This window comes from Kitasatospora sp. NPDC054795 (assembly GCF_053611565.1).
Genome location: NZ_JBSHAP010000068.1, coordinates 37,735 through 51,524 on the forward strand (window position 1 = coordinate 37,735; position 13,790 = coordinate 51,524).

The following is a 13,790-nucleotide window of genomic DNA, read 5'->3' on the forward strand; positions in this document are numbered from 1 at the left end:
GACGACGGGCATCTTCCGGACAAACTTCATCTATAGCCGTAGACCGTTGCTCAACCACGCAAGCTTGTCCGCTTGTGAACGTGAACACGTTCACAAGGAGCAGTATCCACCATCCTTACGAGGGAACTGCAGGTGGGGTGGGTTTGACAGCCCGGTGCGGTGCGCCACGGCCGCGGTGCGGTCCGCACAGTCTGCGGACCCCCCGCGGGCCGGGGCAACGAACGACGGGGCGGACGGCCGGAAGTTGTTGGCCGAACCGGCGCTTGACAGGCCCGCGACCCGGTCGCCCCGGCCGGATCCGCGTGCTACCGGCGTCCGTCCGGTCGGCGGGAACCGTGCGACGGCTCCGCCGGGTGCACCCGATCCGGGGGTCCGGGGGCCGGGAACGCCGGAACCGCAGGACGGGCCGGGGCCTGTCCTGCGGTTCCGGGGTGGTCGCGCCGCCCTCCCGAGCGGGCGCGACCGGGGTGGGTCAGGAGGTGGGGCGGGTGGCCGGCTTGCGGCGGGAGACGTAGAGGGCCGCGGCGCCGAGGCTGATCGCGAGGCCGGCACCCAGAGCGAGGTACGGGGTGGCCGGGTTGGAGCCGGTCTCGGCGAGTTCGGTGGTCGAGCCGGTGGTGGCCCGGGTGCTCGACGCGGTCGAGGTGCCCGACGTGGTCGAGGCGGTCGACTTGCCGGTGGTGCCGGTCCTGGCCGTGGTGGTGGTGTTGGAGACCGGGGTGACCGCCGCGGGCTGCTCCGCCGGCTTCTCGGCGGGCTGCTCGACCGGCTTCGCGGCGGCCGCCCTCGCTTCAGCGAGGGCCTGGTCCGCGGCGGCCTTGGCGGCGGCCGCGGCCTTGCTGGCCTGATCCGCCGCGTGGATCCGCCGGAACGCGTCGACCCGGGCGTCGTCCAGGGCGTTCCCGGCGGCGGTCACGGCGGCCTTGGCCTTCGCGTCCGCGGCGATGGCGGCGTTGGCGGCGTCGATCGCCTTGAGCATCCGCTCCCTGGCCTTGGGCAGGTCCTCCTCCTTGGCGGAGCCGTACGCCAAGGAGGCCTCCTCGGCCTCCTTGTTGGCGGCGTCCTTGGCCGCGGCGGCCTTCACCGCGGCGGCCTTGGCCTCCTGGTACTTGCCCTGGTAGGGCTGCGAGTCGTTGAGGAAGGCGGAGGCCTCGGCCTGCACCTTGGCCGCGTTGGCGACGGCCGCCGTGTACGCCTTGGCGGCGTCGGCGGCGGCCTGCTCCAGTTCGGCGATCGAGCCGTTGTCGCTCCGGGACTGCGCCGCGGAGGCCGACTCCGCGAAGGCCGGTGCCGCGGAGAGCACCACAGCGGGCGAGACGACGGCGGCGACGAGGGCGGCCGAGAGCAGCGAACGGCGGAGTTTCACAATGACCCCTTTCGGGCCTGCAGGAAAGCAAAAGCCTCGGCCGGAACGGAGTCCGACGGCCGGGCAGCACCGATCATAGGCATACGCATTCTTGACGCTCCATGCCGGATTCCGGCAACGACCGGGCACCGTGTCTTCCCGGTTCGCCGGGGAATTGACGAGTCGACAAAGTCGGGAGCGGCCCGCTGCGCAAAGGCCGGAATTCCCGACATTCGGGCGAACCCGCAGGAAATCCGGTCAGTGCTGGCAGGGCAGTTCGACGCGGAAGGTGGCGCCCTCGCCGGGGGCGGTGTGCAGGGTGAGGGTGCCGCCGTGGGCGCGGGTGAGGGCGGTCGCGATGGCGAGGCCGAGGCCGGCGCCGCCGCCGTTGTCCCGGCTGCGGGAGGGGTCGACCCGGAAGAAGCGGTCGAAGACCCGCTGGGCCTGCTCCTCGGTGAGGCCCGGGCCGGAGTCGGCGACCTCCAGCAGGCAGACGCCACCGGGGTCGGTGCCCACCCCGATCCGGACCGGGGTGCCGGGCGGGGTGTGCTTGACCGCGTTGCCGACCAGGTTGGTGACCACCTGCCGCAGCCGGGCCTCGTCGCCGATGACGGGCGCGGCGCCGGGCGCGCCGGTGCCGGCCGGGCCGGTGAGCGCGACCGGGCGGCTGGGGTCGAGGGCGGTGAGGTCGTGCAGCGCGTCGGCGGCGAGGGTGCGCAGGTCCATCGGGGCGAGGTCGAGCGGGCGCTCCTCGTCCAGCCGGGCGAGCACCAGCAGGTCCTCGACCAGGGCGCCCATCCGGTCGGCCTCGCTCTCGATCCGGGTCATGGTCCGCTTGACGTCGGCCTCGGCGGGCAGCGCGCCCATCCGGTACAGCTCGGCGAAGCCCCGGATCCCGGCCAGCGGGGTGCGCAGCTCGTGCGAGGCGTCGGCGACGAAGCGCCGCATCCGGGCCTCGGACTCGGCGCGGGCCGCGAAGGCCGCCTCGATCTGGGTGAGCATCCCGTTGAGCGCGACCGACAGCCGGCCGACCTCGGTGCCCGGGGAGAGCTCCGGCATCCGGTGCGACAGCTCGCCGGCCGCGATCCGCTCGGCGCCCTCCTCGATCCGGCGCAGCGGCCGCAGCCCGGCCCGTACGGCGAAGAGGCCGAGCGCGGCGATCACCACCAGGACGCCGCCGCCGATGGCCAGGAAGGAGGTGCGCAGCTTGCCGAGGGTGGCGTCGATGTCCTCGCGGGAGACCGCCACCATGACGTGGGTCGGGGTGACCGCCGGCGAGGCGTACGCGCTGGGGTTGGCGGCCTGCCCGCGGGGGGTCTGGAGCGGCAGCACCAGGACCCGCCAGCGGTGCTGGCCGCGCTGGTCGGGCAGGTCGAAGGGGACGTCGGGGGCGGTCCGGGTCGGGTCCAGTCCCTCCAGCTGGGGCGCCGGGTCGCTGTCCGAGACGGGCTGGCGCATCAGCGCCTGGACCTTGCCGTCCGAGGAGAGGTACTGCACCAGGTACTGGCTGGGCAGGCTGACCCGCCGGCCGGCGACGGCGGGCCGGCCGGCGCTCTGCGCGGTCAGCTGGCCCGGGGGCTTGCGGGAGAGCGGCGGCCCGTAGCGCTGGAGCTGTTCGTCCAGCTGCTGCACGAGCTGGCTCCGGACGGTGCCGAGCACGAAGGTGTCGCTGACCGCGAGCCCGGTGGTGACCAGGGCGAGCACGAGCACCAGCAGCCGGGCGCGCAGCGACATCCGGGCGGAGAAGCGGGCGAGCACGAGCGGACCCGGTCAGCCCTGCGGGGGGCGGCGCAGGGCGTAGCCGATGCCGCGCACGGTGTGGATCAGCTTGGGGCCGTGCGCCGGGCCGGAGTCGAGCTTGCGGCGCAGGTAGGAGATGTACGACTCGACGATGGAGAGGTCCCCGCCGAAGTCGTAGGCCCAGACGTGGTCGAGGATCTGCGACTTGGAGACCACCCGGCCGACGTTGGCCATCAGGTAGTGCAGCAGCTTGAACTCGGTCGGGGAGAGCGAGACCGGGGTGCCGCCCCGGGTGACCTCGTGGGCGACCGGATCGAGGCAGAGGTCGGCGACGATCAGCCGGCCGTCCTCGGCGGGCCCGCCGGCCCGGCGCAGGATGGCGCGGATCCGGGCGATCAGCTCCTCAAGGCTGAACGGCTTGGTGACGTAGTCGTCCGCCCCGGCGGCCAGGCCCTGCACCTTGTCGCCGACGCCGTCCTTGGCCGTGAGGAAGAGCACCGGCAGGTGGTCGCCGGGGTGCCCGTGGGCCGGGCCGGCTATCTGTCCGCGACTGGTGCGCTCGCGCAGCTTCTCGACGACGGTGAAGCCGTCGAGGTCGGGGAGCATCACGTCGAGCACGACCAGGTCGGGGCGCTCGGCGGCGACCAGTTCGAGCGCCTCGGTCCCGCTGGCGGCGGAGGCGACGCGGAAGCCGGAGAAGCGCAGCGAGGCGGAGAGCAGCTCGCGGATGTTGGGCTCGTCGTCCACGACGAGCAGGAACGCTTCGCCCTGGCCCCCGGCCACCGTGGGGCCGCCTGGTGTGGTGACAGTGCCTTGCACGGGGCTTTCGCCTCCCGGTCGGACGATGACGTTCAGCATGAGGCTAGCCCCCGGAGGCTATGCGGCATGGATGAATGTTGGATTAACACCTTATCGGTCGGTTTTTGGACGATCGGCGCACAGGGGTGGGCTCGATGGTGTGCGCACGGGCGTGGACACGACGGACGCGCGCCGGACGGGCCCGTCCGCCCGGCGCGACGTGCCTCACACCCGCGCACGGCTCCGGGCCGGCCGCCCCTGTGTCCACGGCCGGGCTCGGCGTCCGCCGGCCCGCCGGACCGGCCCGACGGACGCCGGCCGCCGAGCCCGCGGAATCCCCTCGTTTTCCCTCCTGCTATGATTTGCAGTGAGGCGAAGGCAATGCTTTCGAGCAATTGCCCGGCCCGATCATTTCGGTGGTCATAGCGAGAGGGAAACGCCCGGCTCCATTCCGAACCCGGAAGCTAAGCCTTTCAGCGCCGATGGTACTGCAGGGGGGACCCTGTGGGAGAGTAGGACGCCGCCGAATTCTTTTTACGGCCCCTGCCGTGTCCGACAGTGACACGGCAGGGGCTTTTTTTATTTCCCCCGCCATTCCCCCCGCCATTCCCCCCGCCGTTTCGCCGCCTGCGGTTCCGGTGCCGCGGCGCGCCCTCCGACACATCCAGCATGTGAGACTCGAAGTCCCGGAAGAGCCGCTTTGCGGGTATCTGAGAGGATGGCGAACATCGAAACGGACTTGCGTCTCGCTACCTGAGACTGCAATATCATGCTATGGACAACACTAGCGGCGTCGGCGTTCTCGACAAGGCCGCTCTGGTGCTCAGCGCACTGGAGTCGGGCCCCGCCACGCTGGCGGGGCTGGTCGCCGCCACCGGTCTGGCGCGCCCCACCGCCCACAGACTCGCCGTCGCACTCGAACACCACCGCCTGGTCACCCGGGACATGCAGGGCCGCTTCATCCTCGGCCCCCGCCTGTCCGAACTCTCCGCCGCCGCCGGCGAGGACCGACTGCTCGCCACCGCGGGCCCCGTCCTCACCCACCTGCGCGACGTCACCGGGGAAAGCGCGCAGCTCTACCGCCGCCAAGGCGAAATGCGCATCTGCGTCGCCGCCGCCGAACGACTCTCCGGCCTGCGCGACACCGTCCCCGTCGGCAGCACCCTGCCGATGAAGGCCGGCTCCGCCGCCCAGGTCCTCCTGGCCTGGGAAGAGCCCGAGCGCCTCCACCGGGGCCTCCAGGGCGCCCGCTTCACCGCCACCGCGCTCAGCGGCGTCCGCCGCCGCGGCTGGGCCCAGTCCATCGGGGAACGGGAGCCGGGCGTCGCGTCCGTCTCCGCCCCCGTCCGCGGGCCGTCCAACCGCGTGGTGGCCGCCGTCTCCGTCTCCGGCCCCATCGAGCGCCTGACCCGCCACCCGGGCCGGCTGCACGCCCAGGCCATCATCGAAGCCGCCAACCGGCTCACCGAGGCCCTGCGCCGCAGCTGACGGAATCCGGCCGACGGACACGACGGCCGACGGACACGAGAGAACGGGCCGTGCCCGAGGAAGAGACCTCCTCGGGCGCGGCCCGTTCCGTCGATCCGTACGGTTCAAGTCCTACGGTTCGAGCCGGTGCGGGCCCCGGAAGAGGAACGTCGCCTCACGGATCGACGGCAGGCCCAGCGCCAGCATGAGCAGCCGGCCGAGCCCCAGACCGAGTCCGCCGTGCGGCGGCGTGCCGTAGCGGAAGCAGTCGAGGTATCCGGAGAGCGGCCCGGTGTCCATGCCCTTCTCCCGGGCCTGGGCGACGAGGCGGTCGTACCGGTGCTCGCGCTGGGCGCCGGTGGTGATCTCCACGCCCTTCCACAGCAGGTCGAAGGACTCGGTGACGGTCGGGTCGTCCTCGGGCCGCAGGTGGTAGAACGGCCGTACGGCGGCCGGGAACCGCGTGACGAAGACGAACTCGTGCCCGGTCTCCTCGGCGATCAGGGCGCACAGCGCGCGCTCGCCCTCGGGGTCGAGGTCGTCCTTGACGCCCTCCCGGTCCCAGCCGGTGGCGCGGAGCCGGGCCAGCGCCTCGGCCATCGTGATCCGGGGGAACGGCAGCCCGGGGACCGTGACCGCGGTGCCGAAGTGCTCGGCGATCGCCGCACCGTGGCGTTCGGCCACGGCCGCGAGGACTCGGTGCAGCATCCGCTCCTCGAAGTCCATCACGTCCTCGACCCCGTCGATCCAGGCGATCTCGACATCGACCCCGGTGAACTCGGTGGCGTGCCGGGAGGTGAAGGACGGCTCGGCCCGGAACACCGGCCCGATCTCGAAGACCCGGTCGATGCCGCCGGCGATGGCCATCTGCTTGTAGAACTGCGGGGACTGGGCGAGGTAGGCGGTGCGGCCGAAGTAGCCGACCTCGAACACCTCGGCGCCCGACTCGGAGGCCGTCCCCATCAGCTTCGGCGTGTGCAGCTCGGTGAAGCCCTCCTCGGCCGCCACCTCGCGCATCGCCCGCTCGACGGTCGTCTGGACGTCGAAGACCAGGTGCTGGGAGGGGCGCCGGATGTCGAGGAAGCGCCAGTCCAGGCGCTGGTCGATACCGGTCTTCTCGTCGATCGGCAGCTTCGGCTCGGCCGGTGAGACCACCTCCACCCGGGACGGGACGATCTCCAGCCCACCGAGCTTGACCTGCGGGTTGGCGACGACCCTTCCGGTGATCTTCACGGCGGACTCGACCGTCACGCCCTCGAAGGCGGCCTCGACGGCGTCGCCCTCCCCACCGCGGAGGTGGGTGACCTGCACGAGACCGGTGTGGTCCCGGACCAGCACGAACTGGATGCGCCGCTGGAGTCGGAGCGTGTTCACCCACCCGTAGACGGTGACCGTCTCTCCGAGGTGCGCGTGGAGCTCTACGACAAGGGTGCGCGTCATGACAGGGGACCCCCTGGGGTGCGGGCGCGTTGGTCGCGCCACGTCGACGGGCGGTAAACGGCCGCCCTGGGCGCGTTCACCGTAGAGGATCAAGCCCGCGGGAGTCGCCCGGTTTTCCGCCGTGTCCGGGCGGGCGGACAGCGCCCGGCGGCCCCGCGCGAGGCGCAAGGGGCCGCCGGAACGATTCGGTTGTGACGCGCTCGGCTGTGACCGGCTCGGTTGTGCCCGGCTCGGTTGTGCCCGGCTCGGTTGTGACCTGCCGAATGCCTCGGGGCCGCCGGTGCGGCCGCTGGGCCGTCAGTGCAGCCGCGACTGCCAGTCGGCGGGGACCTTGCCGGCCGGGCCCGGGGTGGGCTGGTCGGCCGGGTGGGCGGTGGGCGGCGCCAGCGGCGGGCCCTCGTAGTACGCGCCGGTCTCCAGGTTCCAGAACCAGTCCTCGCCGGGCTCGAAGCTGACCAGGAACGGGTGGCCTGCCCCGCGGGCGTGCTTCGTCGCGTGCTGGGCCGGGGAGGAGTCGCAGCAGCCGATGTGGCCGCAGGCCGCGCAGCGCCGCAGGTGGAACCACCACCCGCCACCGGCCAGGCACTCCGCGCAGCCCTCGCCGCTGGGCACCGCGGTGGGGTCGATCCCCGGGATCGGCTCGCCGGTCATACCTGCCTCCTGGGCTGGGCGGTCCCCGTCCCCACCAGCCTGGCCCGGCCGCGCGGGTGCTGCCAGCCCGGCGGGCGGCCGCGGGGGTGCTGCCGGTCCGGGGGAGGCGGCGGTGCGGGTCGGCCGCCGTCCGGACGACCGCGGGCCGGCTTCGTCCTACGCTGGCTGGAGGGGATCTCGGGGACCCTCCGGCCACCACCCCACGGAGTCGCCATGGCCACCACGAAATGGTTCTTCGAGCCCAGCCACACCGGTGCGGAGTTCCGCGCGAGACACATGATGGTCACCTACGTGCGCGGCCAGCTGAAGAACGTGCACGGCTTCCTGGAGGTCGACCCGGACGCTCCGGAGCGGGCCAGGGTCGAGGCGACCATCGACGCGACCCAGGTGTACACCGGTTCGCCCGAGCGGGACGCGCATCTGCGCAGCGCCGACTTCTTCGATGTCGAGCACCACCCGACCTGGAGCTTCGTCGGATCACAGGTCCACCAGGTGAGCGCGAGCGGCTTCGAGGTCACGGGCCGGCTCACCATCCGCGGCGTGACCCGCCCGGTCACCTTCGACGTGACCTACCTCGGGCAGTGGGACACCCCGTGGTGGGAGGACGGGCGCGACCTGGGCCCCCGGCGGCGCGCCGGATTCACCGCCAGCACCCGGATCAACCGCCAGGACTTCGGCGTGAGCTGGAACGACGTGGTGGACCGGGGCGGCACGGTGGTCGGCAACCTGGTCGACGTCGAGGTCGACGTCGAAGCGGTCCTGGAGAGCGCTCCCGGGACCGGAGGTGCCGCCGCCTGACCGGAAGCCCGCAACCTTTCGGCCCGCCCACCGCATCACAGTGAGTGCAGGACCACGGGAGGGAGCGGCGCCGCACACGGATCGGTCCGCATTGCGTACGGACCACCCAATTCCCCCGCATTCATTCAGTGCGTACACGACCAGCCCTGCCGGAGTCGGTCCCCCGCCTGTTGCACAGCCGTGACAACCACGCCCGAAAAACCGTTCGGCCGGTGACTTTCACCGGTTAGCATTCCGGAATGGATTCGAACCACCCCCCGATATGGAGTTCCGCCGAGGACGCGGCCCCCCAGCCGCCCCGCAAGGCGCCGCTCCGGCTGGCCCGCTTCGGTGCGACCTTCCTGGGGGTGAGCGTGGTGTCCGGCGTCCTGCTGGCCGGCCTCGCCCTGCCCGTCGCCGGCGGCATCGGGCTGGCGGCCAAGAACACGGCGGAGGGGTTCGAGGACGTCCCCTCCGACTTCAAGACCCCGCCGCTCACCCAGGCCACCCAGATCTTCGACGCCAAGGGCGGGCTGATCGCCAAGGTCTACGAGCGCGACCGCACCGTCATCACCGCCGAGCAGATGTCGCCGTTCATGCGGCAGGCCCAGGTCGACATCGAGGACGCCCGCTTCTACGAGCACGGCGCCGTCGACCTCAAGGGCGTACTGCGCGCCATCAGCAAGAACGCGGAGAGCGGCACCGCCTCCCAGGGCGCCTCCACGCTGACCCAGCAGTACGTGAAGAACGTCAACGTGGAACAGGCCGGCGACGACCGGGACGCCGTCCTGGAGGCCCAGCGCAAGACCCTGGGCCGCAAGATCCAGGAGCTCAAGGTCGCCATCAAGCTGGAGGAGGAGGTGCCGAAGGACCAGATCCTCACCAACTACCTCAACATCACGTACTACGGGAACGGCGCCTACGGCGTGGAGGCCGCCTCCCAGCGCTACTTCAGCAAGAGCAACAAGGACCTGACCGTCGCCGAGGCGGCCACGCTCGCCGGGCTGGTGCAGAACCCGTCCCAGTACGACCCGAAGCTGCACCCGCAGGCCGCGCAGAACCGCCGCGACACCGTCATCGACAAGATGCTGGAGAACAAGCACCTCACCGCCGAGCAGGCGAAGGAGGCGAAGGCCGCCCCGCTGGGCCTCAACTTCAAGGCCCCGCAGAACGGTTGCATCACCGCCCAGGCCGGTATGGGCTTCTTCTGCGACTACGTGCGCCACGTGGTCAAGCAGGACCCGGCCTTCGGCAAGAGCGCCGACGAGCGCAAGAAGTTCTGGAACCAGGGCGGCCTGAACATCTACACCACGCTGGACCCCGACAAGCAGGCCGCCGCCCAGAACGCGGTGAGCACCAACGTGCGGGTCACCGACACCGTCTCCGCCGCCGCCTCCATGGTCGAGCCCGGTACCGGCAAGATCCTGGCGATGGCCCAGACCCGCCCGTACGGCCTGGACACCAACCAGAACCAGACCGTCGTCAACCTCAACGTCGACGCGGCGATGGGCGGCGGCAACGGCTTCCAGCCCGGCTCCACCTTCAAGCCGGTCGTCGCGGCCGCGGCACTGGAGGCCGGCCTGCCGGCGACCCAGGAGTACTCGTCCCCCAACAAGCTCGAGTACCCGACGATGAAGACCTGCGAAGGGACCTGGAAGAACGACGCCCGGCCCAAGACGGTCGTCCCCAACGAGTCCGCGAGCGAGAAGGGCCCGTACCAGCTGAAGATGGCGATGGCCCTCTCGGTCAACACCTACTTCATCCAGATGGAGCAGGAGATCGGCCTCTGCGCGGTCAAGCAGATGGCCAACAAGCTCGGCATCACCACCAAGGCCAGCGGCAAGCCCCTGGAGGAGGTCCCCGCGATGGCCCTGGGCGTCGAGGAGATGAGCCCGCTGACCATGGCCAACGTCTACGCGACCTTCGCCGCCCAGGGCACCCACTGCGCCCCGGTCGCCATCAACCGGATCACCACCGTCGAGGGCAAGGACGTCCCCGTCCCGGCCGGCCAGTGCGAGAAGGTGTTCTCCGACTCGACGGCGCGGGCACTGAACACCGTCCTGAACGGCGTGACCGAGAACAACGGCACCGGCGCGGCGCTCAGCCTGGAGGACAACCGGCAGATCGCCGGGAAGACCGGCACCTCGGACCGCAAGCGGGCCGCCTGGTTCAACGGCTACACCCCGCAGCTCGCCACCGCCGTCTGGATCGGCGGCCCCCAGGGCGGCGTGGAGATGCGCAACATCACCATCAACGGGAAGTACCGCGCCGAGGTCTTCGGCGCCGACGGCCCCGGCCCGATCTGGCGGGACGCCATGAACCAGGCCCTGCGCGGCACCCCCAAGCAGACCCTGCCGATGGCCGACATCCCCGACCCGGCGCCCAAGACCAACCCGAACAGCACCGGGACCGGGGCCCCCACCGGCCCGGCGCCCGGCGCGGGCCCGGCGACCGCGCCCCAGTCGGACCCGCAGCAGCCCGACCCGCAGCAGCCCTGACCGCGCGTCCCGCGCAGCAACCCGCCCCGCCGAGCATCAGCTCGGCGGGGCGAGGTGCTTCAGCGCCGACCCCGGCCCCGCAGGCGTACCGGCGGCATACCGGCGGCTCCCCGGGGTGAGCCGGAACAGCAGCTGCACGCCGGACGGCTCGTACTGGTACAGCCCCGGCCGCCAGGGGATCACGTAGGCCCGCTCGTTCCACTGCGCCTTCGACACCGGCTGGTGCTCGGGCCCGCCGATGTGGACGGTCGGCGGGACGAGGGTCACCTCGGCGGTGGAGATGGTCAGGCCCAGGCCGGCACCGACCTGCCCCGTCGGCCCCTTGTCCAGCTGCGCCGCGTACATGTACCGGGCGTGCCGAGCCATCGCCGGGCCGGCGTAGATGTCATGTTGGACAGGTCGTAGCCGCGCACCTGGTAGACCCGGTACGCGCGACAGCCGCTGACATGGAACAGCCCTGCGACAGCCGCGAGTTGGCCCTGCCGCCACAGACTCCCGTTGGCCGTCGGCGGCACGGAACCCGGGTCGGAGTCGGCGAGGAAGTCGTACGTGGAGAAGCCCCGGACGACCTTCTGCGGCTCCCTGCGGGCGTAGATCGCCGGCACGTTCGGCGGGGCGATCATGAACCTGTCGGCGTCGGCGAAGTCTCGGCCGCCCTTCTCGTCGACTGCCCCGACCGCCGTCGAGACTTTCCGGTTCGCCTCGGTGACACCGGCGGTGGGCTCGATGGGCTCGGCGTACTCGGGCGTTTCGGGCATGGCGAATCCACCTCCACATCGTTGTGTGTGAGTGTCACAGCGCGACCCGGTCACGCTATGCACGTGCCCGGTCACTCACAAGCGCGCCGATCGAGCCACTATCCGGACCAGAAGGGCCGGAATCCGGTGCAATGCCGCATCCGCGCACACAGGAAGTCGATGCCGCCGACTTCCCGCGTCCTCAGAGGGGCCAGCGGATCGTGCTGCCGTCCGGCGCCGCGCAGCCCACGAACTGACCCTCCGGACCGACCTCGACGGTGAACCACTCACGGCGAGGGCGGTTCAGGTCGAGCCAGACCCGGTGGGCGGCCTCGACTGTCCGCCAGAGGTCCCGGGGGCCGCCGACGACGACAGTGGGGCCGTGCGCGCGGGCGGTCGAGCCGTCCGCGAAGTCGCGAAGCGCACGGCCGTCACGGACGACGGTGGGCCCGAGGTGGAGATCGGCCCAGAACGCGAACCCCGGGTCGTCCAGGGGCTGCGAAAGAAATCAAACAGCTGCCGATAGTGATCGATATCCTTGGGATCACGCAGGACGAGCCGCCCGGTGAACAACTCGATCGTCACGAGCTGCGCTCCGTAGACCGTGAAGGTGTGAAACGGAACGTCGGCCACCTGGGCAGACGGCGGGATGATGCCGACATTGACGTTCGGGAGCTGAGAAACGGAGGCGATTCGGTCCAGCTGGACGGCCATGATCGGCGAGGCGCACAGTTTCCAACGGACAGCCGATTCGGTCAGCAGGAAGTCGAATCGCTTGCTCTCGTCGTAGAGAACGGCCTGGCGTTCGAGCTTCAGAGCGATGGTCCGGGACACATCGCCTTCGATGGGGTCGATCGGAGGACTCATGGCCGTACGCATGTACTCCGGTGTCTGAAGCAGACCGGACGGCATCGCGGGCAGGAAGTAGCGGATGTGCTGGGCGCCGCTTTCGAGAGCAGCCAGTTCGCGTTGCCGCACATGCAGGCCACGACGGACGGAAGCACGGACGTCCTCGTATTCGGCATTGGCCACGCTGGCCAGGTCGAGCAGTTCCTGGGCCAGGTCAGCGTCCATGCCCACCGCGGCGATGATCTGCTGGACGTCGACGACCGTGGGGAGAACCTTCCCGGTCTCGATACGGGAGATCTTGCTCTGACTCATCCCGCACCGCACGGCCAGACGCTCACCGGAAAGGCCGGAGGCACGTCGAAGATCCTTGAGCGCCGCTGCAAGGTTTCGACGTTGCTCTCCGGCCCTACCGGGATCGAGGGTCAAGCTGTGCTGTACTCCGTGAACGGGACCGAGAGGGACAGAGCGAGATCACGCCAGCGCCGGTACTGCTCCAGATCAGGATCCTCCAGGAGATCCCGCGCGATCTGCGTGCCGTCGGAGCGGTACTTCATGTCGACCACTTTCCTGCTGTCGAACATCCAGAAGTCCTGCTCCGGAAGCCCGGGATTCTCCCGTCCGGTGAGGTCCAGGATCCGGATGTCCTCGCCGGCCTCGACGTTGTACGCGTAGGCGGCGAACTCGTAGCGCAGGTAGTCGGACAGCGGCCCGGTCAGGACGTGGACCCGCCCGATCCACCGCCCGGTCGCACAGTAGTTCCGAACTCGGACAAGCCACGGATCGTCCGCAGGAATATGCAACTCGCCAGTGGCCAGGAATTCCTGAAACTCCTCGTCCTCACCGGGCATGGCATAGGAATTCAGGGTCTCCAGCCGGAACGCCTCACGCTCGAACGAGTCGAAGAACGGGCGCCAGGAGTCACCATCCAAGAGCACGGAACGCCTCCCGCAACACGTCTTCGGGAATCTCCACCACAGACTCCCCCGCGGGCGTCCGCCGCTCCACGGTGTACCCCTGGACGGCGATGGTGCCCCGGTCAGTGGTGTAGATCGTCGGGCAGTCGTCGTTGCGGCAGTTCGGGTCGCCGCCTGCGATCCGTGTGAGCTCCATCGTCCCCTCCACATGCTGTGCGGGTTGGTGACCAGAACCCTAGGGAGCCTGAAAGTCGGCGGGCAAGGATCATTCACGTTTCCGCATAGACAGGGCGCGGAGGGGAAGGAAGACCTGGCTCCCGATGTCGGCCTGTACGCCGGGTTCTGTCTCCCGGATCGTCCGCTCATCGGACAGCCTGCCGGGGAGGATGTCCGGAGGACGCAGGTGTTCGAAAGCGAGAATGCGCCTGCCCCACAGTCTCGTTGACCGGCGGGTGCTTGCGGGGTGCAAGGGGCCGCCGGGGGGGAAGCTTAGGGGGGGGGGGGGGGGGTAGGCCGCCAAACACCGCCCGGGGGGGGGGGGGGGGGGGGGCCGCCCCGGGGGGGGGGGGCCGAG

Annotated in this window: 13 protein-coding genes and 1 rRNA gene; 4 read left to right on the top strand and 10 right to left on the bottom strand. The window is 71.0% G+C overall.

Features of this window, described 5'->3' with window-relative positions:
• Positions 1 to 472 precede the first annotated feature (472 nt).
• From ACWGJO_RS24015 to ACWGJO_RS24025, 3 genes are all read right to left on the bottom strand, one after another.
• Positions 473 to 1,366 (bottom strand): LAETG motif-containing sortase-dependent surface protein, encoded by an 894-nt coding sequence (locus tag ACWGJO_RS24015; protein ID WP_452186705.1) that lies wholly within the window; start codon positions 1,364 to 1,366, stop codon positions 473 to 475.
• A 237-nt stretch (positions 1,367 to 1,603) separates the two neighbouring features.
• Positions 1,604 to 3,103, bottom strand: coding sequence for a sensor histidine kinase (locus ACWGJO_RS24020; RefSeq protein WP_452186707.1), 1,500 nt, complete (start codon positions 3,101 to 3,103; stop codon positions 1,604 to 1,606).
• 12 nt (positions 3,104 to 3,115) lie between these two features.
• Positions 3,116 to 3,904: a response regulator transcription factor gene (locus ACWGJO_RS24025; RefSeq protein ID WP_452186709.1), complete on the bottom strand. Its 789-nt coding sequence runs from the start codon at positions 3,902 to 3,904 to the stop codon at positions 3,116 to 3,118.
• A gap of 391 nt (positions 3,905 to 4,295) precedes the next feature.
• On the opposite strand from ACWGJO_RS24025, the gene rrf reads away from it, so the two are divergent.
• Both rrf and ACWGJO_RS24035 read left to right on the top strand, forming a co-directional pair.
• Positions 4,296 to 4,412 (top strand): 5S ribosomal RNA (rrf, locus tag ACWGJO_RS24030).
• Between the two features lie 245 nt (positions 4,413 to 4,657).
• Positions 4,658 to 5,371, top strand: coding sequence for an IclR family transcriptional regulator (locus ACWGJO_RS24035; protein WP_030246527.1), 714 nt, complete (start codon positions 4,658 to 4,660; stop codon positions 5,369 to 5,371).
• A gap of 111 nt (positions 5,372 to 5,482) precedes the next feature.
• Here ACWGJO_RS24035 and aspS read toward each other — a convergent pair whose 3' ends face one another.
• The gene (gene aspS, locus ACWGJO_RS24040) at positions 5,483 to 6,790 is read right to left on the bottom strand and encodes an aspartate--tRNA(Asn) ligase (protein WP_452186710.1); all 1,308 of its coding nucleotides are present in this window, start codon (positions 6,788 to 6,790) and stop codon (positions 5,483 to 5,485) included.
• 297 nt (positions 6,791 to 7,087) lie between these two features.
• A complete protein-coding gene (locus tag ACWGJO_RS24045) occupies positions 7,088 to 7,441 on the bottom strand; it encodes a UBP-type zinc finger domain-containing protein (protein WP_359905082.1) in 354 nt (117 codons plus the stop codon).
• Between the two features lie 213 nt (positions 7,442 to 7,654).
• Between ACWGJO_RS24045 and ACWGJO_RS24050 the strand changes: the two genes are divergently transcribed.
• Together ACWGJO_RS24050 and ACWGJO_RS24055 are read left to right on the top strand one after the other, a co-directional pair.
• On the top strand, positions 7,655 to 8,239 hold the full coding sequence (locus ACWGJO_RS24050; RefSeq protein WP_452186711.1) for a YceI family protein: 585 nt from the start codon (positions 7,655 to 7,657) through the stop codon (positions 8,237 to 8,239).
• 239 nt (positions 8,240 to 8,478) lie between these two features.
• Complete coding sequence (locus ACWGJO_RS24055; protein WP_452186713.1) at positions 8,479 to 10,716, top strand: transglycosylase domain-containing protein; 2,238 nt, start codon at positions 8,479 to 8,481, stop codon at positions 10,714 to 10,716.
• Positions 10,717 to 10,752: 36 nt separating this feature from the next.
• Here ACWGJO_RS24055 and ACWGJO_RS24060 read toward each other — a convergent pair whose 3' ends face one another.
• The 5 genes from ACWGJO_RS24060 to ACWGJO_RS24080 all read right to left on the bottom strand — a co-directional run bounded on the left by ACWGJO_RS24060 (position 10,753) and on the right by ACWGJO_RS24080 (position 13,412).
• Positions 10,753 to 11,061: a hypothetical protein gene (locus tag ACWGJO_RS24060; protein ID WP_452186714.1), complete on the bottom strand. Its 309-nt coding sequence runs from the start codon at positions 11,059 to 11,061 to the stop codon at positions 10,753 to 10,755.
• The gene (locus ACWGJO_RS24065; protein ID WP_452186716.1) at positions 11,001 to 11,474 is read right to left on the bottom strand and encodes a hypothetical protein; all 474 of its coding nucleotides are present in this window, start codon (positions 11,472 to 11,474) and stop codon (positions 11,001 to 11,003) included. The genes ACWGJO_RS24060 and ACWGJO_RS24065 overlap by 61 nt, the downstream gene beginning before the upstream one ends.
• Before the next feature lie 282 nt (positions 11,475 to 11,756).
• Complete coding sequence (locus ACWGJO_RS24070) at positions 11,757 to 12,728, bottom strand: helix-turn-helix domain-containing protein (RefSeq protein ID WP_452186717.1); 972 nt, start codon at positions 12,726 to 12,728, stop codon at positions 11,757 to 11,759.
• Positions 12,725 to 13,237, bottom strand: coding sequence for a DUF6879 family protein (locus tag ACWGJO_RS24075; protein ID WP_452186719.1), 513 nt, complete (start codon positions 13,235 to 13,237; stop codon positions 12,725 to 12,727). Before ACWGJO_RS24075 ends, ACWGJO_RS24070 begins: the two co-directional genes overlap by 4 nt.
• The gene (locus tag ACWGJO_RS24080; protein WP_452186721.1) at positions 13,221 to 13,412 is read right to left on the bottom strand and encodes a hypothetical protein; all 192 of its coding nucleotides are present in this window, start codon (positions 13,410 to 13,412) and stop codon (positions 13,221 to 13,223) included. Before ACWGJO_RS24080 ends, ACWGJO_RS24075 begins: the two co-directional genes overlap by 17 nt.
• Positions 13,413 to 13,790: the final 378 nt, after the last annotated feature.

What these genes read in the sequence shown, in the direction of transcription:
- ACWGJO_RS24035 (WP_030246527.1), top strand. Translation starts at nt 4,658, where the DNA reads ATGGACAACACTAGCGGCGTCGGCGTTCTCGACAAGGCCGCTCTGGTG.
- aspS (WP_452186710.1), bottom strand. Translation starts at nt 6,790, where the DNA reads ATGACGCGCACCCTTGTCGTAGAGCTCCACGCGCACCTCGGAGAGACG.
- ACWGJO_RS24045 (WP_359905082.1), bottom strand. Translation starts at nt 7,441, where the DNA reads ATGACCGGCGAGCCGATCCCGGGGATCGACCCCACCGCGGTGCCCAGC.
- ACWGJO_RS24050 (WP_452186711.1), top strand. Translation starts at nt 7,655, where the DNA reads ATGGCCACCACGAAATGGTTCTTCGAGCCCAGCCACACCGGTGCGGAG.
- ACWGJO_RS24055 (WP_452186713.1), top strand. Translation starts at nt 8,479, where the DNA reads ATGGATTCGAACCACCCCCCGATATGGAGTTCCGCCGAGGACGCGGCC.
- ACWGJO_RS24060 (WP_452186714.1), bottom strand. Translation starts at nt 11,061, where the DNA reads ATGTACGCGGCGCAGCTGGACAAGGGGCCGACGGGGCAGGTCGGTGCC.
- ACWGJO_RS24065 (WP_452186716.1), bottom strand. Translation starts at nt 11,474, where the DNA reads ATGCCCGAAACGCCCGAGTACGCCGAGCCCATCGAGCCCACCGCCGGT.
- ACWGJO_RS24080 (WP_452186721.1), bottom strand. Translation starts at nt 13,412, where the DNA reads ATGGAGCTCACACGGATCGCAGGCGGCGACCCGAACTGCCGCAACGAC.